This window comes from Streptomyces sp. NPDC001137, assembly GCF_040298885.1.
Classification (GTDB): Bacteria; Actinomycetota; Actinomycetes; order Streptomycetales; family Streptomycetaceae; genus Streptomyces.
Genome location: NZ_JBEPBA010000005.1, coordinates 63,373 through 82,984 on the forward strand (window position 1 = coordinate 63,373; position 19,612 = coordinate 82,984).

Consider the following 19,612-nt stretch of genomic DNA (forward strand, 5'->3'; position numbering starts at 1 on the left):
CAGAAGGGCCGTGCCGAGGGGAGGCCGCCGCTCCCGGAGCCGGGGGACGCACTCCGGGGCGGCGGACCGGTTCAGGGGGTGGGGGCGGTGCCGTCGGACGGGGCGCCGCTGCCGAGGTCGACGACGCCCCGGATGTCCCGGCGGCGCAGCTCCATCTCGTACTTCGTCAGCGCGTCTACGGCGGCCTTGTCGTCGAGCGCGCGCAGCGCCTCCTCGTCCACCTCGTGGAAGCCGAGGACGCCCATCCGGGCCAGCGCCTCCTGCACCCGCGGGCCGAACATCCCGATCTCCTTCAGCCCCGGCACGATCCGCATGAAGACCAGGCGCCGGAACTCCCTCTTGGCGGGCGAGCGCCGCGAGGCCTTGATGGCCTCCTCGCCGTACCCGAGCGTGTTCCAGATCTCGTCGTCGACATACCGGTCGCGCAGCGCCCAGCAGCCCTCGACGACGAAGTCCTCGCGCTCCTTGAGCTCGGCCTCGGTCAACTGCGGGTAGTACTCCCGCAGCAGCAGCCGCCCGAACGCCACATGCCGGGCCTCGTCGCGCGCGACATACGCGCTGAACGCCCGCGCCAGCGGGTCCTTCAGCCGCTCGCGGTGCACGCCGAACGTGGCCAGGCCCATGTTCTCGACGAGGATGTGGGCCGCGAGGACGCCGAAGTCCCAGCGCGGTTCGCGCATCGCCTGCTCGAACATCGCGGAGATCGACGGCGAAAGACCGTACCGCAGGCCGATCTTGGTGTGCAGGAAGCGGTTGAAGCCCTCCACATGGCGGGCCTCGTCCATCATCTGCGTGGCGGCGTACAGCTTGGAGTCCAGGTCCTCCACGGTGAGCAGGATCTTGCCGACCGCGATCAGCGCGGCCTGCTCGGAGTGCAGGAACTGCGAGTACAGCCAGCCGCTGCTGTGCCGCCGCACCACGCGCCGCTCGCTCTCCGGCAGCCGGTCCCACAGCTTGGACCCGGCGATGGAGATGAAGTCGTCGGGCAGGCCGAGCGGGTCGTCGGGGTCCGTCTCGTGGTCCCAGTCGAGCCGTTCGTCCATGTCCCACTGGCGCTGCTTGCCCTGCTTGTACAGCCGTACCAGCTTGTCGTTGCGCCGGTCGTAGTCCCACTGGATGACGGCGTTGCCGTGCACCGGGACGGCCCACTCGCCGGCGAGGTCCGTCAGGACCTCGGGGCGGGTGTAGTCGGTGGTGGTCATGCGGTGTGCTCCCTGTCGGCGGTGAGCGTCTGACGGGCGGTCTCGCGCAGCTGGGTGCGCAACGCCTTGCCTGCCGGATTGCGCGGGATGCGCTCCACGGGCAGGAAGTGGGTGGGGCGTTTGTACGGGGCGAGCCCCTCGACGCACAGCCGCAACAGTTCGGTCTCGTCGAACCGGCCGGCGCCGGCCGGCTGTACGAACGCCACGGGCGTCTGCCCCCAAAGGCCGGACGGCAGGGGTACGACGACGACGTCGGCGACGTGCGGCGACTGCCGCAGCACGTGCTCGATCTCGGCCGGGTACACGTTCTGCCCACCGCGCAGGATCAGGTCGTTGCGCCGGTCGACGACCCAGACCAGGCCGGACTCGTCGACGCAGCCCAGGTCGTGGGTGTTGAGCCGGCCGTCGCGCAGCACCTCGTCGGTGGCCTCCGGGTTCTTCCAGTACGTCTGCATCAGGCCGTCGCCGCTGATCCGGAGCTCCCCGACGGTGCCCGCGGGCACCTCGCGTCCGTCCTCGCCGGTGACGCTCAGCCCGGCGCCGAGCATCGGCACGCCCACGCAGACGGCTCCTGGCACCGGAGGCTCGCCGACGGCGGTTCCCGGGCGGAGCGTGAGGACGGGGCCGCCGCCCTCGGTGATCCCGAAGATGGTCTGCAGCTCCACGCCGAGCCGGTCCCGTGCCTCGCGGGCCAGTTCCTCGGGCATCGGCGCGGCTCCGTGCAGCAGCAGCCGCAGCCGCGACAGATCCGTACCGGCCAGGCTCCTGGTCTGCAGCAGCAGCCGGACCATGGACGGGACCAGGAAGGCCTGCTCCACCTCCCAGCGCTCCATGGCGGCCAGGCAGCCCTGCGGGGTGAAGCGGTCCAGTACGCAGACGGTGCCGCCCGCCGCCAGGTGGTCCAGGGCGATCACCACACTGCCGTGGAACAGCGGCCCGGCGTTGAGGAACACGGTGCCGGCGGCCGGGCGCACGTCGGCGAGCCAGGACAGGGCGTTGATCTGCAGCGAGCGCTGGTCGACGACGACGCCCTTGGCGCGCCCGGTCGTCGCCGAGGTGTGCAGGATGAGCACCGGGTCGGCCGTGCCGCTGCCCGGCTCTCCCGCGAACTCGGCGTCCTCGTCGGGCAGTTCGGGGATCGCCGCGACGTCGATGACGGGCAGCCCCGGGTACAGGCCGCCGAGACGGGCCGCGAAGCCCTCCTCGGCGATCGCCGCGGACGGCTCCACCGACTCCATGATCGCGCCGATCTCCGGGTCGGTCAGCGCCGGATTGACCGGTACCGCGACCAGGCCGGCCGCGGCGCAGGCGAAGTAGGTCTCCAGCACCTCGACGCGGTTGCCGCTGAGCACCAGGACGCGGCTGCCGGGCAGCGTGTCGTGGCGCAGCCGGCAGGCCAGCGCCCGCACGTCGCGGTGCAGTTCACGCCAGCTGACGTCGCGTCGGCTGTCGCGCAGGGCGAGGGCGTCGGGGTCCCGGTCGAGACCGCGCCGCACCACATGGTTGAGCCACATGTCAGTCGGCCTCCGCCCCGAGCAGCGCGGCGACGGCGCGCACCGACCTGAGCCCGAGCAGTTCCTCGTCCTGAAGGGGACGCCCGAGTTCCTCCTCCAGGGCCAGCGCGATCCGGATCAGTTCGCCCGAGCCGATGCCCGCCTGCGCGAAGTCGTCGTCGCCGCCCAGGCGGTCCAGCAGGCCGGGGTGGTCGAGGCTCGACTTGATCAGGGTGCGTACGGCGTCCAGGGAGCGTACGGCGGTCATGCGGTCCTCCTCGGGCGGGCGCCGACGCCGACCATCGCCCAGTAGGGGGCGGGTTCGCCGTCGAAGTACACGAGAGGTTCGGCGCTGTCGGTTCGGCAGGGCAGCAGCCGGTTGAAGCGGCTGCCGAAGCAGGCGGCGGCGAAGTCGGGCGACTCGGCGACCCCGCGCTCGTCGCCGACGGTGGCGACGAAGGCGAAGACCGGGTCGAGCGACTTGTGCACCCCGTCCTCGACGACGTCGCACCAGGCGTGGTCGCTGCCGAAGAGCCCGAGAAGGTAGCCGCGCCGGGCGGTGGCCTCCAGGCCGGCCGCGCGCAGCCGGTCGGCGAGCAGCCGCGAGGCGACCACGCAGTCGGCGATGCCGAGTTCCCAGGCCCGGTGGTGGTCGGCACGCAATGGCTCGGGCACCGTCTGGTAGATCACACGGCGTGCGGCGAGCGCCTCGACGACCTCGGCCCATGCCTCGTGGACGCGCGGGTCGCGGACCGTCTGCTCGGTGCCGGTGAGCCGGATGGCCGCCTGGTAGCCGGACGTACGCAGCGGCTCGTCGAAGGGGCCGCCGGAGAGCAGTTCCACGCCGGGCGCGTTCAGGTCGGGGACCCGGACGGTGACCGCCGGCCGTCCCTCGCCGGCGCCGGGGGCCTCCGCTCCCTCGCCGCCGGCCGTGCGGGACGGGTGGACGCCGAGCTCCCAGTCGCGGGGTGCGAACCAGCTGGCCCGCGGCGAGGCCGCGAAGCGCATCAGGAAACGCAGCCCGAGCTCCGGCACCGTCTGGCCGGTGCCGCAGAACATGCCGACGTTCATCAGGTCGTCGTAGTCGAACAGCGGTCCGTGCTCGGAGTCGACGCGGTGCGGGAGCCCCTCGGCGGCGAGCCGGGCGACCTGTTCGGGGGCGGCGCGCAGGGCGCGCGCCGCGGTCGCGGTGTCGGTGTCGTAACGGGCGACGTCGCAAGGCGCCGCCTTGAACCGGTCCAGCGCGCCGAGCAGCGCATGGGACTCGGCGGTCTCCACGGTCATATGGTGCTGCCCTTCCGCGCCAGCTCGGCCACGAAGTCGGCGAGTTCACGCACGGTCGCGGACTCGAACAGGAAGTCGTCGGGGATGACGACGTCGCACTCGTCCTCGATCTCGGTGATGGCGCGCAGGGCCTTGACGGACTCGATGCCGGGCACTGCCGACAGGGGCTTGTCGGGGTCGACGGACGACTCGGCGACGCCCGCCTGCACGGCCAGGGCCCGTACGACGATGTCCAGGGTCGCGGTGACGCTCACGAGTGCTGTCCTTCCGATGTGGTGGTCAGGGACTTGTGCTGCCGGTACAGGTCGGCCGCGCCGGAGCGCTTGACCTTTCCGGAGCTGGTGAAGGGGAGGGTCTGGGGGGAGACCGCGAGGGTCTCCACGGCGGTGAGGCCGAGGTGTTCGGCGAGCCGGGTGCGGATGGCCTCGCCGACGGCGCGGGCCGTGTCCGCGTCGAACTTCGTCTCCCAGATGACGACCATGCGCTCTTCTCCGTCCCCGTCCCAGGCGAAGGCGGCGCAGTGCCGGCGGTCGACCCCGGGCGTGGACTTGACGACCTCTTCGACGTCCTCGGCGTAGTAGTTCTGGCCGCGGACGACGGCCATCGCCTTCAGGCGGCCCATGACGTACAGCTCGCCGTCCTTCAGGAAGCCGATGTCGCCGGTGCGCAGCAGTCCGTCCGGGGTGAACGGCTGCTGCTCGGCGGGCAGGCCGAGGTAGCCGGAGGTCACCGGGCCGCCGCCGATCTGCACCTCGCCGACGACGCCCTCGTCGAGCGGGGTGCCCTCGGCGTCGCCGATGCGCAGCCGGAGGGCCTCGACGGGCCGGCCGCAGGAGACGACGGTGCGGGTGGTCGGCCCGGTCCGGGCGGTTTCCTTGACCCGGTCGCCGACGGACAGGCCGGCGCGCTCCAACTCCAGGCTGCGGTACGGGGATCCGGGCGCACCCGTACTGACGATCAGCGTGGCCTCGGCGAGGCCGTAGTTGGGCTGGACGACCTGGGGACGCAGCCCGTAGGGGGCGAAGGTCTGCTGGAACGCCTCCAGGCTGGAGCGGCGCACCGGTTCGGAGCCGTTGCCGCCGTAGCGCCAGGCCGACAGGTCGAGACCGTCGGGGATGCCCTTGGCGGCAGCCGCGACCAGATAGTCGTAGAAGAAGTTCGGCGCCGGCATGACCGTGGAGCGCGAGGCGGCGAACTCGGCGAACCACTGCATGGGACGGCGCACGAAGTCGCCGGGTTGCCACAGGGTGATCGTCGAGCCCTTGCGCACCGCGGCGAGCAGGGTGAACAGGCCCATGTCGTGGAAGAGCGGCAGCCACTCGCCGAGCCGGTCCTCGGGCGTCCAGCGGATGCCGGTCTCGATCGCGTCGAGCCCGGCCGAGACGTTGTCGTGGCTGACCACCACGCCCTTGGGGGCCGAGGTGGAGCCGGAGGTGTACTGGATGACCGCGGGGGCCGATCCCCCGCCCTGCGGTGCGGGCAGCTTCGCGCGGGTGGCGGGCGGTTCGGCGATGTCGATGAACGGGACGTCCGGTACGGCCTCGGCGACGCGGGAGACGACACGGCTGCCGAGGCTGCCGTCGACGAGCATCGCGTCCAGCGAGGCGTCCTGCGCGATGCGCCGGACGTGGGCGGCGTAGGCGTCGGCGCCGCCGAAGGCCACCGGGAGCGCCAGGGGTACGGCCGCCGCGTCGAGGCGGAGTGCGGCGAGCAGTCCGCGCACCCATGGCTCGCCGTTGGCCATGAGCAGGCCCACGCGGCGCGGGGCGCGGCCGTCGCACGCGGCGAGCACGGCGCCGGCGGTGCGCTCGGCGCGGGCGAACAGGGCGGTGCCCGAGACCGGTTCCTCCGAGCGCGAGGGGGTGTGCAGCCGGGTGTCCTCGCGAAGGCCGCGGGCGAGTTCGTGCCAGAGGTGGGTCATGGTGTTCAGGCCTCCTTCCGGGCCGTGGCCGTGCGCTGGATACGGCCGGCCAGCTTGCGGCGCAGTACGGACCTGCGGACCTTGTAGGAGCCGGTGACCGGCATGGCCTCCCACTCCCAGAAGCGCACCTGGAGGTCGGGCAGGCCGGCCTCGGCGGCGACGGCGCGGAACCGCTCCGGGTCGGGAGTGGTGCCCGGGCGCGGACAGGCCACGGCGAACACGGAGTTGTCGTCCTCGTCCTTGACGAGGACCAGCTCGACGAGTTCGGGCATGGCCTCCAGGAGGTGGTCCTCCTTCTCCAGGAGGCTGCCGACGCCGTCGACGTGTTCGACGATGCGGTCGAGGAGCTCCAGCGAACCGTCGTCGAGCAGGCGGCCGATGTCGCCCATGGGCCACCAGGCGTCCTGGGGCGGCATGGGGCCGCCGCCGACGTAGCCGCGCATGCGGCCGGGGGAACGGGTCTCGATGAAGCCGGGCGTGTTCACCGGCTGCGGCACTCCGTTCTCGTCGACGATGCGGATCTCCATGCCGCCGCCGGAGTGGCCGACGTTGCGCGGCGAGTAGGCGGCCGACTCCTCGCGGGTGACGATGCGCAGGCAGATGGGGCCCGACTCGGTCTGGCCGTACGCCTGGAAGTAGTGCGCGCGCGGATGCTCCGAGGCGCCCAGCAGGGTGCGCACGGTGCGCGGGTGCATCGCGTCGAAGGTGCTGATGAACCGCTCGACGTGCTGGAAGGGCCGGTCCGGGTCGTGGGCCAGGGACTCCCACTGGATGTAGACGTTCGGGTGGGTCTCGACGGAGGTCGGGCGGTGCTCCAGCATCAGCCGCTTGACGTTGGCCGGGTCCGGGTCGGCGATGGCCAGCGCGGGCATCGCCGTCTCCAGTGAGGCGAGCGTGCCGGCGCAGGTGCGGGCGTGCACGAAGGAGAGGTGCTTGGCGTTCAGGTCCTGCGTGGAGTACTGGTCGCGGAAGATCATGATCATCGGCGCGACCATGCCGAACAGGGAACGGGTCGAGTGCGCGGCCATCTTGGGCGCGCCGGTCGTGCCGGACGAGTGGGTGATCACGAACCACTCGTCCTCGTCCCGCGGATCAGCGGTGTGCGCGGTCCGCTCCTGCAGCGGTACGACCCAGTTCTCGTCCGTCTCTTCCAGGCACAGCACGTCGCGGGTCAACAGGCGCAGCGCGTGCCGGTGTTCGACGAGCCGGGACAGCCCGAAGGAGTCGACGAGGAGGTAGGGGTTCTCGAGCCGTGCGAAGCACTCCAGGAGCTCTCCGGTCTCCATGGCGGAGGAGAGCAGGGCGGGCAGCGCGCCGATCTTGCCGAGAGCGCACATGATGCCCTCGACCTCGATGTGGTTGCGCTGCACCACGGCGACGACGTCCCCGCGGCGTACTCCCCCCGCCCAGAGCCGGTCGGCGTAGTCGTCGATCGCCCGGGCGAAGTCGCCGAGGTTGCGGACCGGACCGTCGTAGGTGCGCCACGGGGTGTCGGAGAGGAAGGGGGTGTCGGGGTACTTCTCGGCCGCGACGGTCGGGAGGATTCCGAGAGGCGCGGTCGGCTCGGGGACGACATCGAGCTTGAGTGCGGATATGTCGGGCATGGCGGTTCCCTCTGCTCGGCCTGGCGATGACGTGCGGGCAGCTCAAACGCGCCCGGTGGGGGCTGGTGCGCGTGCGTGGGGGGAGGGCCGGATCCGCTCTGTGCGGCGGTGCGTCCGACATCAGACAAGAGGCCGGATCCAGCCCATGTACTCCACCGGAATCCAAGATTTTCCGGAGGCCCGTATTCCCCGGCGTCGGCCGGACGGGGTCGGTGGCGGCCGGGTGTCAGTGGCGGCCGGGTGTCAGTGGCGGCCGGAGAAGAGAGTCAGCGCCTCCGCTGCCACCAGGTCGGGACGTTCCTCGTGGAGGTAGTGGCCGGTACCGGGGACCACCTTGACGCGGAGGGCGTCCGCCTGGCGGCCCGCTTCCGTGATGACGGTGGGCGGGAGCATGAAGTCCCGCTCGCCCGCGAGGATCACCGTCGGGGTGGTCAGACGGAGCTTCTTGTAGCGGCCCAGGAGCAGCCTGGCGATGTCCCGCAGTGCGAAGGCGCGGTGCAGGGCCTCACCGGCCCGCGCCCGAGGGGGCTCCTGACTGGAGCGCACGAACTCGTCCATCACGGCCGGCGTCCACACCTCCTGGTCGACCACGCCCCTGCGCATCAGGTAGCGCGTGAAACCCGGGCGGTTGCGCAGCATCCAGCGGCCCAGCAGCGGCTGCTCCAGCAGTGCCGTGTACCAGAACCGCCAGGACTGCGGCATCAGCCGGTGGTGCTGGGGCCAGGGGTGCATCATGTTCAGCGCCAGGTACTGCCGGACCCGCTCCGGGGCCTGGAGACAGACGTGGAAGCCGGTCCACGCACCCCAGTCGTGCCCGATGAGGCGGACCTGCGGCAGGCCCAGTTCGTCGAGGAGGGCGAGCACGTCGGCCACCCTGCTGTCGGTGTCGTAGCCCTTGGCCGGTGCGTCGGACCACCCGAAACCGCGCTGGTCCACACAGAGCAGCCGGTACCGGCCGGACAGCAGCGGGACCAGCCGCCGCCAGCCGTACCAGTGCTGCGGGAAGCCGTGCAGCAGCACGACCGGTTCGCCTTCTCCCACCTCCGCGACGTGCAGCCGCACACCGCGCACGCTGACGTGGCGATGCCTGGCTCCCGCCAGTTCGGGCATGGGCGGGGTGCTGTTCTCCAGGGTGTCCACGGCGGCTCCAGGGGGTGTTCGGCTTGCTGGTCGGTCTGTCAGGAGTCGCCGGATGCACGAAAGGTTCCCCCCGGTTGCCCACAAGGCCCGCGCGAAGACGTACGGAACGTTTCGGCGTCCCGCCTCCTCCTGATCCGACGTGGCTCGTTGGAGCCGACTGGCCCTCAACAGAGGAGAAGACCGTGACAAGCAGGCGAGGCCTGGCCCAGGCCGCCGGGCACTGGAGCGCCACACACCGATGGGCGGCCGTGCTGCTGTGGCTGGCGTTCGTCGTCGTGGCCACCGTGGGCGGCGGCATGGTCACCCAGCAGGAGCCGACCCCGGCCGAACTCACCAACGGCGAGGCCCGGCACGCGGAACGGATTCTGGACGACGCCGGGCTGACGCTCCCCGCGCACGAGGTCGTGTTCGTGCACAGTGACCGGTCGACCGCGGACTCCGCGGAGTTCCGGACCGCCGTCGCCGACGTGGTGCGGCGCATCAGGGGCACGGGCAAGGTGCGCGACGTGGTGTCGCCGTTCGACCCGGCCGGCGCCGCGGCCGTCTCGGCGGACCGGCACAGCGCCCTGGTGCAGTTCGACATGGCGGGCGACGCCGTCAGGGCCAAGGAGGAGGTGCAGCCGGTCCTGGACGCCGTGGCGAAGGCGGACAGGTCCCATCGGGCGATCGCCCTCGAGCAGTTCGGCGAGGCCTCGTTCGCCCACAAGTACGAGGAGAAGCTGCACACCGACTACACGAACGCCGAGACCATCTCCTTCCCGGTGACGCTCGGCATCCTGCTGGTGGCCTTCGGGGCGCTGGTCGCCGCTCTGCTCCCCGTGGTACTCGCGATCACCGCCGTGGTCGCCGCCGGCGGTCTGCTCACCCTCAGCAGTCATCTGGTGCACATCGACCAGAACGGCAGCTCCGTGATGTCCCTCATCGGCATCGCGGTCGGCGTCGACTACTCGCTGTTCTACATCCGCCGGGTGCGCGAGGAGCGGGCGCGCGGCAACACCACGCAGGCGGCGGTCAGCGCGGCGGCCGCCACCTCGGGCCGGTCCGTCGTCGTCTCGGGCCTGACCGTCATCGTCTCCCTGGCCGGGCTCTTCCTGTCGGGCAACGGCATCTTCTACGGCATGGCGACCGCGACGATCATCGTGGTGGCGGTGGCCGTCCTCGGCTCGGTGACGGTGCTGCCCGCGCTGCTCTCGCTGCTCGGGCAGCGCCTCGACAAGGGCAGGGTGCCGCTGGTGCCCCGGATGCGGGTGGACGAGGAGGACACGGGCCGGCGCGGGTTCTGGGGCGTGGTGCTCGGCGCCGTACTGCGCCGTCCGGCCGTGTCGCTGGTGCTCTGCGGCGGTGCGCTGGTGGCGCTGGTCGCCCCGGCCTTCTCGCTGCACACCTCCGACCCGGGCGTGAGCGACCTGTCGGCCAACCGCCTGCCGGTGCTGCGGACGTACGAGCGCATCCAGGAGGCGTTCCCCGGCTCGTCGACCCCGGCCAAGGTCGTGGTCAGGGCCGACGGTCTGGACGGGGCCGCGGGCGCCGCGGCGCTGAAGCGCTTCACCGAGGCGGCCGGTTCCACGCCGGGGCTGAGCGGTCCGGTCACCTACCGCGTCTCGGACGACGGCAGGGTCGGGGTGGCCACGGTCGGCCTGGCCGGCACCGGCACGGACGAGACGTCCGTACACGCGCTGAAGACCCTGCGCGACAAGGTGGTGCCGGCGACCTTCGGCGCCGTCGCGGGGGCCGATGTGGCCGTCGGCGGAACCACCGCGGCCTCGGTGGACACCAACGCGAACCTCTCGGACCGGGCCCCGTGGGTGGCGGGCTTCGTGCTGCTGTTCACCTTCGCGGTGATGCTGGTCTCGTTCCGCTCGCTCGTGGTGGCGGGGTTCACGCTGGTGCTCAACCTGCTGTCGGTGGGCGCCGCGTACGGCATCGTGGTGCTCGTCTTCCAGCGCGGCTGGGGCGAGGGCCTGCTCGGCTTCACCAGCACCGGCGGGATCGCCTCGTGGGTGCCGCTGTTCATGTTCGTCTTCCTGTTCGGCCTGTCGATGGACTACCACGTGTTCGTCGTCAGCCGTATACGTGAGGGCCACGACCGCGGGCTGTCCACGGCCCGGGCCATCGAGCAGGGCATCAGGGGAACGGCCGGTGTGGTCACCGGCGCGGCCGTGGTGATGGTGGCGGTCGCGGGCGTGTTCGGCATGCTGCCGCAGCTGTCGATGAAGGAGTCCGGCGTGGGCATGGCCACGGCCGTCCTGGTCGACGCCACGTTCATCCGGATCGTGCTGCTGCCGGCCACGATGAAGCTCCTGGGCGAAGCCAACTGGTACCTGCCGAAGTGGCTGCGGTGGCTGCCGGCCGGTTTCGCCGAGCCCTCCGCAGACCCGACCGCGGCGCCCACGCGGCCCGCCGACCGGGAAACCCTCCCGACCGGCGCCTGACCTGCGTCGTACGGCCCCGCAGACACACCGATGCCGCCGGGTTCCCGGCGGCATCGGTGGGGTGAGGGCCCGCCGCCTCACCGGCGAGGGCCCCAGGGGGACTCAGTCGCCGGCCGCGCACAACTGTGCGGTCAGTCCGGCGATCTCGGCCGTCTGGGAGCCGTTGAGACGGGGGTCGCAGGCCGTCTCGTAGCGGCGGGGCAGGTCCTCCTCCGCGATGCCGGCGACACCGCCGACGCACTCGGTGACCGCGGCCGGGGTCGCCTCCAGATGGAGACCGCCGGGCCGGCCGCCGACCGAGCGGACCGCCTCGAAGAAACCGCGGATCTCGTCGGCCACCACCGCCACGTCCCGGGTCTTGTGCCCGCTGCCGCTGACGTACGTGTTGCCGTGCACCGGGTCGCACAGCCACACCACCGGGTGGCCGAGCCGCGCCACCTCCGCCACCAGCGGCGGCAGTGCCTCGCGCACCCGCTCCGCGCCCATCCGGGAGATCAGCACAAGCCGCCCCGGCTCCCGGTCGGGGTCGAGTGTGTCGCAGAGCGCGGCCAGGTCCTCGATGCCCGTGGAGGGGCCGATCTTCACGCCGACCGGGTTGACGACGCCGGACAGGAAGCGGACGTGCGCCCCCTCGGGGTCGCAGGTGCGCGCGCCGATCCAGGGCAGATGGGTGGAGGTCAGGCAGAGGACACCGGTCACCGGATCGCGCCGGACCTGGGGCTCCTCGTAGTCGAGCACCAGCGCCTCGTGGCTGGTCCACACAGCGGGCGCCGCGCCCGCCGGGAGACCCGGCATCGCCATGCCCGACTCGGCGAGTTCCCGCAGCAGGGCCAGCACCTCCCGCGCGTGCGCATGGCCGCGCAGCAGCCGCATCGCGTCGGGCGTCCGCGCCTCGGGATCCGGCCCCGGGTCGTTCACCAGGTGTCCCCGGTACGAGGGCAGGACCAGGCCGCCGACCCGCTCGGTGGGCGAGGAACGGGGCTTGGCGTACTGGCCCGCGAGCCGGCCGACGGGGATCACCGGCCGGCCCAAGGCGGAGCCGATGGTGCCGGCCGTGCAGTGCAGCAGGTCGGCCCGGGCCGCGATCTCGGCGAAGGTGGGGCCGTCGAACGTCTCGGCGCAGTCGCCCAGTTGCACCACGAAGGCGTCCCCGTGTGCGGCCGCGGCCAGCGAACGGCGCAGATCGAGGATTTCGTGCGGCCGTACGAGGGGTGCGGCGCCGGCCAGCCGGGCGCGGATCCGGCGCAGCAGTGCCGCGTCGGGCCAGTCGGGCTGCTGGGCGGCCGGGCGGTGGCGCCAGTCGGACGGTGTCCAGTCGGGCAGTCTGGGCGATGCGAGTACAGCGGGCGAGGGCATGGCGAATCGGCCTCCGTCGTCAGATGAGGGGACGTTCGGGTGAGTCAGGGACAGTCAGGTGTCGCGGTACGGAGGGAGGCAGCGGAAGAAGGCCGCGGCCCAGCTCCCCGTCCGGGGCTTCAGCCGGCCGGCAGCGCCCAGCACAGCACGCCGCCCTGCGGCAGGTGCCGTACGCTCACGCGCACACCCGGCTCGGGGTGGCCCACGGCCTCTGCGAGGAATCCGCTGCCGTCCGGTGTGAGCCGCAGGTCACGCAGTCCGCGCAGGTCGGCGCCGATGAGCGGGCTGAGGGCCTTGAAGGCGGCTTCCTTGGCGGAGTAGAGGGCGAGCAGCCGCGAGGCCGCGGCCGGGGGCGGGCCGAGCAGCGGCTGCTCGGGCTCCCGCAGCACCAGGTGAGCGGCACGCACTGGCAGTTCTCCCAGTTCGAGGTCGATGCCGAGGGCCGGGAAGCGGTCCGCGGGACCCGCGACGGCGACCGCGACCCCGCGGGAGTGACTGATCGACGCCGAGAGTCCTTCGGGCAGCCGGGGCCGGGGTCCGTCGCACAGGACGGCACCGACGCTCGTCCCGGCGGCGCGCACCGCGCGGTGCAGCGCGCTGCGCCCGATGAGGAAGTCGCGGCGGCGCGGTTGCGGCATCGTCCGCGCCAGCCGCCGTTCCTCCTCGGTCACGGCCACCGGCGGCCCCTCATGGACCGAGGCGACCGCAAAGCCCATCCCCGGAATACGCGGCCCAGCGCTGGAGAATACGCGGGGAAGAATCTGGAGCGTCCCACCGAATTGCACGATGCTCGTTTCCCTGTCCTTGGCTGATGGCTCCCGAAAGGGCCGGAGCCCGGATACCGGAGAATGTCCGGACAAGACCTTGTCCCTTTCGCCGGAGGCTGCCGGATCACACGGCGGAGTGGCCGGGCTCACATTTTCCGGGCACCCGGCGACCGCCGCCACATACAAAGAGGCCGCGCGGCACCGATGCACTCCCCGTGGCATGAATCTCTTACCCGGCGGCCATCCGGGTCACCGGCACCATCGCTTTTGCCGGGCCTTGACCGTGCGGGGCGGGCGATGCGATTCTCCCTGACATACGCGGCAGAGGGAGCGAAGCAATGACCGGTTCGGTGAACAGCGGTTGGCCGGCAGCCGAACTCGATGCCGTACGCCGGCTACAGGTCATCGCGTCCACCGCGAAGCATCCGGCCTACGCCGAGCGCCGTTTCGCCGTGCCCCTCGAGCAGCTGTGGCCCGTCGCCTCCGATCTTGAGAACGAACTCCCTCTCATGGTCGGCGGATTGCGCTCCTTCACCGTCACACAGTCCTCCGGCGAGCGGCTGTCCGGGCAGGCGGTCGGTGCGTTCGGCTACAAGGAACAGTTCGACGTCGTACTGCGCCCCGGCTGGTGCCTGATGCAGGGCAAGGTGCTGACCAGCGGAATGGCGGCGGTGGCGGACGGCGACGGCTGCCGGTTCGCCTTCTTCACCAGCCTGCGCCTGCCCGCCGGCGATCTCCTCGACCGGATGCGCGCACCGTGGTCCGCGCGCCGGGCCGAGGACATGCTCGACCGCCTGGGTGAGAGGGTTGCCGCCAGGTCAGCCCCAGGCCGAGCGGAATGACCGCCGGGCGCGGAACAACCGGGACCTGACCGTCCCCACGGGTATCTCCAGCAGGGCGGAGACCTCCTGTTCGCTCAGCCCCTCCACATGACGCAGCATCAGCACCGCCCGGTGCTCGGGCGCCAGCCGCTGCAGCGCGTCGGCGATGTCGGAGGCCAGGTGGAGGTCGCCGGAGGACGGCGCCTCCTCCCACTCCATGGGCACCGTCGGCTGCCGGCGGCGCTGGCCCGCGATCTTCAGTGCCTCACGCACCGCGATCGCCCGCGCCCAGCCGAACAGGGCGGCGGGCTCCTTGAGTTGGCGGATGCTGCGGAAGACCGCGATGAGCGCCTCCTGCGTCGCGTCCGCGCCGTCCTGGAGCGCGACGGGCCCGCAGATCCGGCCGACGTACGGGGCGAGGATGCCCAGCAGTTCGTCCATCGCCAGGGCGTCGCCGCGCTGGGCCCCCTGGACCAGGCGGGCCAGCAGCTCGGGGGCGTGCAGCGTGCGCGCTTCCCTGCCCCCCGTCACCGCATCGCCGCTTCCGGCGCCGCCGCACGCGCAAGAGGAGGGGAATTGGGAAACCCGCGGGAAAAAGCACTCAGCAACCGCGACGAACCGTACGGACCCTTCCCGTATTGACACCGCTTCTCATTGAAATGACAGAATTCCGCTTCCCCGGAAAAACGCAGAACCATATACAACACCCCCGTCGATGGCGAATTCAAAAGCACACGCACACCGTCGGCAACCCTAGCACCGGGCACTGGAAAGGCACAGGCATCCGGAGACCGAAGATCGTAGCCCTCGACCGATCCGTGAGTAACCGGAAAACGTGAACAACGATCACGTCCGCGCAGCGCCTCCGGCACACGGCCCCGGAATCCTACGCATCGACAGACTCAAGACCCAAAACCTTGAATCCTGGTCTTTCCCAGAGCTCACGGGACGGCCGCAGCGGATCCTCGGCCAGGGTGTCCCCGCGGTCGTAGATCTTCGTCGGTCTGCCACCCGTGCCCTGGGCGGGCCAGCCCGGATCCCCGGTCTCGGCGAACCGTACCCAGGCCGCGCGCATCCGGCGGGACAGCTCCACCGCCTCCGGCGACGGCCCGGGCCCCAGCATCATCCGGGCCGCCGGCGCGTCCAGGGTGCCGAGGACGAGCGGTACGTCGAGCCCGTGGCAGGCGCCGAGCCGACCGCCGAACGCGGGCGCGGGCCAGCGCAGTTCGTAGGCGAACGCCCTTCCGCCCGCGGCGGCCTGCGCCTCCAGCAGGAGCAGCGTGGGCACCCGGCACAGCCAGTCGGAGCACACCCGCTCGTACAGCTCCTCCGCGCCGAGCCCGGGAAAGGCGTCCCGGTAGGCGCGCTCGCCGCCCACCGCGGCGCCGAAGACCTCCAGGGCCCACCCGGCGCGGTGCGCGTCCACCTTGCCGAACTCGCCCCGCTTGGCCATGAACAGCCGGTACTCGTCGCGATTCCAGCCCAGCAGCAGGTCGATCCCGCGGGCGGCGCCGCGCTCGACCGCGTCCCACGGGACGCAGGCCGGCAGCACACCGTCGACGACCGGGGAGAACACGGTCTCCGCATGGGCCAGAGCGCCCCAGCCCTCCGCGTGCCGGTGGCGGTCGGCGAACACGTCCTCGGCCGCCCGCACCAGCGCCGCGGGGTCCGTCGTGCGCAGCGCCTCCGCCGTGGCGGGCCGGCCCAGCCGCGCGGCCACGGCCGACGCGACATCGGCCGCGAGGGAGGGGGTGACGTAGGAGCCGGGCACGCTCTGCGCCACGGCACGCCGCAGCAGGCCGGCCGCCGCGTCGGTGGCCAGCAGCGCGGCTATGGACCCGGCGCCGGCCGACTCGCCGAAGGCCGTGACGCGCGCCGGGTCGCCCCCGAACGCGGCGATGTTCTCCTGGACCCAGCGCAGCACGGCGATCTGGTCGAGCAGGCCCCGGTTGGCGGGGGCGCCGGCGATGTGCCCGAACCCCTCCATGCCCACGCGGTAGTTGAAGGTCACCACGACGACTCCCCCGGCGGCCGTCACAGAACCGTCGTACACCGGATCGCCGGAGTGCCCGAAGACATAGGCGCCGCCGTGGAACCACACCATGACCGGCAGTCCGGCCGCGCCGGGATCCGGCGACCACACGTTGAGGGTCAGGCAGTCGGGGGCCGGACCGGCGCCGCCCGCGGCCGGGCCCGCCGGGTTCATCCGGTCGTACTGCGGCACCGCCGGACCGAACTCGGTCGCCCGGCGTACGCCGTCCCAGGGCTCGGGCGGTTCGGGCGCGGCGAACCGCAGGGCGCCGAACGGCGGTCTCGCGAACGGGATACCGCGGAAGGCGGCCACCCGTGCGCGGGCGCCCCGCGCTCCGTCGACCGGCTCCATCCGGCCGGACACCCGGCCCCGCTCGGTATGCACCTCGACGCGCGAATCCCTCGGCACGTGCCCGTCCTCCTCCATGCTCGGGTGCCGTGGCGGCCCGGTATCAGGCCGCCACGGCGGGCATCACCGACATCCGAGTAGAGGCACCGGAGAGCCGATGCACTCCCTCGCCGCCCGCATCAGTTCACGCCAGTTCACGAAAGCCGGGAGTACCTGGCCGATGCGGCTCCTCCTCTCCACCGAAGCTCCCGCACCGGCGCCGCCTCGGTGGCGCCGGAGCGTCGCCGAGCAAGGGAGGAGAACAGCAGATGAACACGGCCAGAGCGGGCACCCTGCCACAGGACCCGGCTCCCCCGCGGACCGCCCGGGAGGACCCCTGGTCCGCGGCGGCCCCCCTTGTCCGGACTGCCCAGGCCGGTGACGCGATGGCTCTCAACGACCTGCTGAGCCTGCTCACCCCGTATGTCAGCAGGCTGTGCCGGCCGATCGCCCTCAACAACAGCGCCGACGCCGTCCAGGAAGCGCTGATCGCGGTCTTCCAGGGGCTGCCCCGGCTCCAGGATCCGCGTGCCCTGTACGGCTGGGTGCGCACGATCACCGTGCGCGAGGCGGTGCGCGTGGCGCGCCGGGCTGAGCGTGAGACACCGGTGTGCGAGTTCGACGACCTCGCCTGGCCGCGCAGCCCCGAACTCGCCGTGGACGTACGGGACGTCCTGCGGCGCATGTCCACCGAACACCGCGCGGTCCTGGTTCTGCGGGAACTGGAGGGCCTGGACGAGCGGTCGGCGAGTGAAATCCTCAACATCTCCTCGGGCACGGTGAAGTCCCGTCTGCACCGGGCCCGACACAGCTTCCGAAAGGCGTGGCCGCGATGAACTCCCACTGGCCGACAGCCGAACTCGACCCGGTCCGCCGCCTGCGCGTCCTGGCGGGGGGACTGCACGCCGTCATGTACGCGGACGCCCATCTGGACCTGCCGATCACGGAGGTGTGGGCCGTCGCCGGCGACCTGGAGCACGAACTGCCCCATCTGGTCCCGACGCTGCGGGCGTTCCGCTGCTACCCGACCTCCGGGGACCGGCAGGTGGCCTGGGCGTACGGCCCCCTGGGGCACACCGCCCGCTTCGACGTCCTGTTGCAGACCGGGTGGTGTCTCATGCAGAGCCGCCATGTGGTGGGCGGCATGGCCGCCGTCCCCGAGGGCTCGGGTACCCGGTTCGCGGTGCTCGGCGGTCTGCGCCGGCCCTGGTCGGCGCCCTTCCAGCGAGCGCTGCGCCCGCTGGGCCACTCCCGTGGCCTGATGATGGTGGACCGCGCCGCCCGCCGCGCCCTCGCCCGCCGCGACCGGGGCCCGGTCGAGGCGGACGGGGACCGATGATGGTCGCGGCCCTCCGTCACGGCCTGCCCTGCCGCCCCTTGTGCAGGAAGCCCCGCAGCCGGCGCTCCGGCCAGGTGTTGATGACGTCCTCCCGGGTGAGCCGGCCGCGCTGGGCGGTGCCGATGCCGTAGCGCATGTTGGCCAGGTGGGGGACGGCGTGGGCGTCGCTGTCGACGGCGAACTTCACCCCGTGCCGCCCGGCCCGCAGGATGTCCTCGTCGCGCAGGTCGAGGCGGTCCGGATGGGCGTTGATCTCCAGGGCGGTGCCGGTGCGGGCGCAGGCGGCGAAGATCGCGTCGAGGTCGGCGTCGATACCGGGCCGCTTGCCGATGATGCGGGTGGTGGGATGGCCGATGATGTTGACGTACGGGTTCTCGCAGGCCCGTACGATCCGCCGGGTCAGGGCCTCGCGCCCCTGGCTGAAGTGCGAGTGCACGGAGGCCACGCACAGGTCGAAGCCGGCGAGGAACTCCCCGGGCCAGTCCACCTCGCCGTCCGGGCCGATGTTCAGCTCGACGCCGTGCAGCAACCGCAGTCCGCCGCGCCTGCCCCGGGTGGCGTACGTCCCGTCGAGCTCGCGCACCCGCTCGCGCTGGGCCAGCATCCGCTCGTCCGTCATGCGCTGCATGGCCATGTCCGGGCCGTGGTCGGTGATCGCGTAGTAGGCCCAGCCGCGCTCGGCGGCGGCCTGCGCCATCTCCTCCAGCGGGGCGAGGCCGTCGGTGAGGTCGGTGTGGGAGTGCAGATCGCCGCGCAGGTCCGCCTCCGTCACCAGGTCGGGCAGTTCGCCGTGCAGTCCGTCCTCGATCTCCCCGCGGTCCTCGCGCAGCGTCGGCGGGATCCAGGGCAGCCCGAGCCGGGCGTACACCTCCTCCTCGGTCTCGGAGACGATCTTCTTGCCGCTCTCGACGTCGAAGAGCCCGTACTCGGAGAGCTTCAGCTTCTGGTGCACGGCCAGTTCGCGGGTGCGGATGTTGTGCGCCTTGGAGCCGGTGAAGTACTGCAGTGCCGCGCCCCAGGAATCCGGTGGCACGACCCGCAGATCGACGTTGAGGCCCTTGCTGGTGCGCACGGACGTCTTCTTCTCGCCCGTGCCGATCACCTCGGTGACGTACGGCAGCTCGGTGAACGCCCGCATGATCGGGGCCGGTTTCGTGGCCGCGGCGAGGATGTCGATGTCGCCGATCGTCTCGCGCATCCGGCGCAGTGACCCCGCGTAGGCGCAGCGCAGACAGCCCGGCACCGCGGACAGGCCGGTCACGATGTCGTCGGCGAGGTCCATGGCCAGGTCGATCTGGACGCGGCCCCCGGCGGACTGGAGAAGCGAGATTCCGTGGAGGATGTTCTCCTCCGTCTTCGGTCCGAAGCCCTTGAGGTCGCGCAGCCGCTCCTCGTGGATGGCGTCGGCCAGTTCCTCGACCGAGGAGATGCCCAGCTCCTCGTAGACCGTCAGTGCCTTCTTCGGGCCGAGCGTGGGGATGGCGGTCAGCCGGCGGACCCCGGCGGGGATCTTCGCCCGCAGCTCCTCGACGGCCGAGACGCTGCCGTGGTCGAAGTACTCCAGCACCTTCTGGGCGATCGACCTGCCGATGTTCGGGATCTGCTGGAGGCCCTTGAGGTCGAGCGTCGCGACGTCGGCGTGGTGGCCGCCGATCGACCGTGCAGCCTTCTCGTAGACGCGTGCCTTGAACGCGTCTCCTCCGGTGATCGAGATTAGGTCCGCGTACTCCTGGAGCAGCGCGGCGACCTCGTCGTTGGACCGGGCCACATCTTCAGGGTAGGCATGCCGCGACGGACGTGCCGTCCTCCCCCGTAGAGCAGATGACAGGAGTTC

Annotated in this window: 17 protein-coding genes; 4 read left to right on the forward strand and 13 right to left on the reverse strand. The window is 72.1% G+C overall.

Annotation, left to right across the window (positions count from 1 at the left end; all coding sequences use genetic code 11):
• Nucleotides 1-71 precede the first annotated feature (71 nt).
• The 8 genes from ABT254_RS11565 to ABT254_RS11600 form a co-directional block, all read right to left on the reverse strand.
• Nucleotides 72-1,202 (reverse strand): ferritin-like domain-containing protein, encoded by a 1,131-nt coding sequence (locus tag ABT254_RS11565; RefSeq protein WP_351467068.1) that lies wholly within the window; start codon nt 1,200-1,202, stop codon nt 72-74.
• Nucleotides 1,199-2,716 (reverse strand): class I adenylate-forming enzyme family protein, encoded by a 1,518-nt coding sequence (locus ABT254_RS11570; RefSeq protein ID WP_351467071.1) that lies wholly within the window; start codon nt 2,714-2,716, stop codon nt 1,199-1,201. Before ABT254_RS11570 ends, ABT254_RS11565 begins: the two co-directional genes overlap by 4 nt.
• A gap of 1 nt (nt 2,717) precedes the next feature.
• Nucleotides 2,718-2,963: an acyl carrier protein gene (locus ABT254_RS11575; RefSeq protein WP_351467074.1), complete on the reverse strand. Its 246-nt coding sequence runs from the start codon at nt 2,961-2,963 to the stop codon at nt 2,718-2,720.
• Nucleotides 2,960-3,979 (reverse strand): hypothetical protein, encoded by a 1,020-nt coding sequence (locus tag ABT254_RS11580; protein ID WP_351467077.1) that lies wholly within the window; start codon nt 3,977-3,979, stop codon nt 2,960-2,962. The genes ABT254_RS11575 and ABT254_RS11580 overlap by 4 nt, the downstream gene beginning before the upstream one ends.
• A complete protein-coding gene (locus ABT254_RS11585) occupies nt 3,976-4,233 on the reverse strand; it encodes an acyl carrier protein (RefSeq protein WP_351467080.1) in 258 nt (85 codons plus the stop codon). Before ABT254_RS11585 ends, ABT254_RS11580 begins: the two co-directional genes overlap by 4 nt.
• Entirely contained in the window at nt 4,230-5,900 is a 1,671-nt protein-coding gene (locus tag ABT254_RS11590) for an AMP-binding protein (protein ID WP_351467083.1), read from the reverse strand. The genes ABT254_RS11585 and ABT254_RS11590 overlap by 4 nt, the downstream gene beginning before the upstream one ends.
• A 5-nt stretch (nt 5,901-5,905) precedes the next feature.
• The gene (locus tag ABT254_RS11595) at nt 5,906-7,504 is read right to left on the reverse strand and encodes a class I adenylate-forming enzyme family protein (RefSeq protein WP_351467086.1); all 1,599 of its coding nucleotides are present in this window, start codon (nt 7,502-7,504) and stop codon (nt 5,906-5,908) included.
• 243 nt (nt 7,505-7,747) lie between these two features.
• Nucleotides 7,748-8,644 (reverse strand): alpha/beta fold hydrolase, encoded by an 897-nt coding sequence (locus tag ABT254_RS11600; protein ID WP_351467089.1) that lies wholly within the window; start codon nt 8,642-8,644, stop codon nt 7,748-7,750.
• 182 nt (nt 8,645-8,826) lie between these two features.
• On the opposite strand from ABT254_RS11600, the gene ABT254_RS11605 reads away from it, so the two are divergent.
• The gene (locus tag ABT254_RS11605; protein WP_351467092.1) at nt 8,827-11,076 is read left to right on the forward strand and encodes an MMPL family transporter; all 2,250 of its coding nucleotides are present in this window, start codon (nt 8,827-8,829) and stop codon (nt 11,074-11,076) included.
• Between the two features lie 102 nt (nt 11,077-11,178).
• Here the strand turns inward: ABT254_RS11605 and ABT254_RS11610 are convergent, their stop codons facing one another.
• On the reverse strand, nt 11,179-12,432 hold the full coding sequence (locus tag ABT254_RS11610) for a 3-deoxy-7-phosphoheptulonate synthase (protein ID WP_351467095.1): 1,254 nt from the start codon (nt 12,430-12,432) through the stop codon (nt 11,179-11,181).
• Nucleotides 12,433-12,551: 119 nt separating this feature from the next.
• Nucleotides 12,552-13,109 carry a 4'-phosphopantetheinyl transferase superfamily protein gene (locus tag ABT254_RS11615; protein ID WP_351467098.1) on the reverse strand — a complete coding sequence of 186 codons (558 nt, stop codon included), beginning with the start codon at nt 13,107-13,109 and terminating at the stop codon, nt 12,552-12,554.
• Nucleotides 13,110-13,537: 428 nt separating this feature from the next.
• Between ABT254_RS11615 and ABT254_RS11620 the strand changes: the two genes are divergently transcribed.
• Entirely contained in the window at nt 13,538-14,041 is a 504-nt protein-coding gene (locus ABT254_RS11620; RefSeq protein ID WP_351467101.1) for a hypothetical protein, read from the forward strand.
• On the opposite strand, the gene ABT254_RS11625 is transcribed toward ABT254_RS11620, so the two are convergent.
• Entirely contained in the window at nt 14,018-14,551 is a 534-nt protein-coding gene (locus ABT254_RS11625; RefSeq protein WP_351467104.1) for an RNA polymerase sigma factor, read from the reverse strand. The two genes, ABT254_RS11620 and ABT254_RS11625, sit on opposite strands and share 24 nt — an antisense overlap.
• 355 nt (nt 14,552-14,906) lie before the next feature.
• A complete protein-coding gene (locus ABT254_RS11630) occupies nt 14,907-16,460 on the reverse strand; it encodes a carboxylesterase/lipase family protein (protein WP_351467107.1) in 1,554 nt (517 codons plus the stop codon).
• Between the two features lie 248 nt (nt 16,461-16,708).
• On the opposite strand from ABT254_RS11630, the gene ABT254_RS11635 reads away from it, so the two are divergent.
• Nucleotides 16,709-17,275 (forward strand): RNA polymerase sigma factor, encoded by a 567-nt coding sequence (locus ABT254_RS11635; protein ID WP_351467110.1) that lies wholly within the window; start codon nt 16,709-16,711, stop codon nt 17,273-17,275.
• The gene (locus ABT254_RS11640) at nt 17,272-17,778 is read left to right on the forward strand and encodes a hypothetical protein (RefSeq protein ID WP_351467113.1); all 507 of its coding nucleotides are present in this window, start codon (nt 17,272-17,274) and stop codon (nt 17,776-17,778) included. Before ABT254_RS11635 ends, ABT254_RS11640 begins: the two co-directional genes overlap by 4 nt.
• A gap of 16 nt (nt 17,779-17,794) precedes the next feature.
• Here ABT254_RS11640 and polX read toward each other — a convergent pair whose 3' ends face one another.
• A complete protein-coding gene (gene polX, locus ABT254_RS11645; protein ID WP_351467116.1) occupies nt 17,795-19,546 on the reverse strand; it encodes a DNA polymerase/3'-5' exonuclease PolX in 1,752 nt (583 codons plus the stop codon).
• Nucleotides 19,547-19,612 lie beyond the last annotated feature (66 nt).

What these genes read in the sequence shown, in the direction of transcription:
- ABT254_RS11610 (WP_351467095.1), bottom strand. Translation starts at nt 12,432, where the DNA reads ATGCCCTCGCCCGCTGTACTCGCATCGCCCAGACTGCCCGACTGGACA.
- ABT254_RS11575 (WP_351467074.1), bottom strand. Translation starts at nt 2,963, where the DNA reads ATGACCGCCGTACGCTCCCTGGACGCCGTACGCACCCTGATCAAGTCG.
- ABT254_RS11570 (WP_351467071.1), bottom strand. Translation starts at nt 2,716, where the DNA reads ATGTGGCTCAACCATGTGGTGCGGCGCGGTCTCGACCGGGACCCCGAC.
- ABT254_RS11590 (WP_351467083.1), bottom strand. Translation starts at nt 5,900, where the DNA reads ATGACCCACCTCTGGCACGAACTCGCCCGCGGCCTTCGCGAGGACACC.
- ABT254_RS11595 (WP_351467086.1), bottom strand. Translation starts at nt 7,504, where the DNA reads ATGCCCGACATATCCGCACTCAAGCTCGATGTCGTCCCCGAGCCGACC.
- ABT254_RS11580 (WP_351467077.1), bottom strand. Translation starts at nt 3,979, where the DNA reads ATGACCGTGGAGACCGCCGAGTCCCATGCGCTGCTCGGCGCGCTGGAC.
- ABT254_RS11620 (WP_351467101.1), top strand. Translation starts at nt 13,538, where the DNA reads ATGACCGGTTCGGTGAACAGCGGTTGGCCGGCAGCCGAACTCGATGCC.
- ABT254_RS11565 (WP_351467068.1), bottom strand. Translation starts at nt 1,202, where the DNA reads ATGACCACCACCGACTACACCCGCCCCGAGGTCCTGACGGACCTCGCC.
- ABT254_RS11640 (WP_351467113.1), top strand. Translation starts at nt 17,272, where the DNA reads ATGAACTCCCACTGGCCGACAGCCGAACTCGACCCGGTCCGCCGCCTG.
- ABT254_RS11635 (WP_351467110.1), top strand. Translation starts at nt 16,709, where the DNA reads ATGAACACGGCCAGAGCGGGCACCCTGCCACAGGACCCGGCTCCCCCG.